We start from the raw sequence: 604 nt of genomic DNA, 5'->3' as shown, positions 1-604 counted from the left end.
AGGTGTACGTGCCGGCGACGCGGCTGCGACACGTCACGAGATACGCGACGACCTGGGTGTCGTCGTTGGGGCTGCGGTGGACGCTGGCGACCGTGCCGATGTTTTTCCTCGCGTCCTGGTCGCCGGGCTCGGCCGGGCCGCCGTCGATGTCGCTCCACCACTCGATGCGATCACCGACCGCGAACACCTCGCCCATACCCGCGACTATCCCACCCCAGCCTCGCCGCGGGCGCGGGTGACAAGCTCGACCGATGCCCGTCGCGCCGCGCACCCGGATCCGGTTGAAGTCACGCGCCGGCCTCTCCGGCGGCGACCGGATCGGCTATGTCGCCCCCGCCGGGCACGCCGCGGTGGTGCGCACCGACTTCGACCACGCCTCCGGCGAACTCGTTCAGGTGTGGTCGAAAACCCCGCCTACCGGCGGGACGGACTGGGTCGTGGTGTGGTGGCCAGGTAACCACTGGACATGGGAGCGCGAAGCCGATCTCGAATTCGTCGACACCAACCCAAATCCCACATAACCCCCACCTCCATACTCACAAATCCACTCAAATCATCACCCCCACAAACCCACTCACCCATTACCCTCACCACCACACTCCAC

General features: G+C 66.9%; 2 protein-coding genes. One reads left to right on the top strand and one right to left on the bottom strand.

Going from position 1 to position 604, the window contains the following annotated elements; all coding sequences use genetic code 11:
• The coding region (locus A5780_RS18550) for a hypothetical protein (protein ID WP_156769348.1) at window positions 1-196 on the bottom strand (196 nt) is incomplete at its 3' end.
• Between the two features lie 55 nt (window positions 197-251).
• On the opposite strand from A5780_RS18550, the gene A5780_RS18545 reads away from it, so the two are divergent.
• Complete coding sequence (locus A5780_RS18545; protein ID WP_064909090.1) at window positions 252-521, top strand: hypothetical protein; 270 nt, start codon at window positions 252-254, stop codon at window positions 519-521.
• Window positions 522-604 lie beyond the last annotated feature (83 nt).

It is taken from the genome of Nocardia sp. 852002-20019_SCH5090214 (assembly GCF_001665865.1).
Lineage (GTDB): Bacteria > Actinomycetota > Actinomycetes > Mycobacteriales > Mycobacteriaceae > Nocardia > Nocardia nova.
The sequence above is the reverse complement of the archived record's forward strand: the minus strand, read 5'-3'. Positions and strand labels throughout refer to the sequence as shown.

Bases quoted from the DNA above. Each gene is read 5' to 3' on its own strand.
- A5780_RS18545 (WP_064909090.1), top strand. From the start codon at position 252: ATGCCCGTCGCGCCGCGCACCCGGATCCGGTTGAAGTCACGCGCCGGC.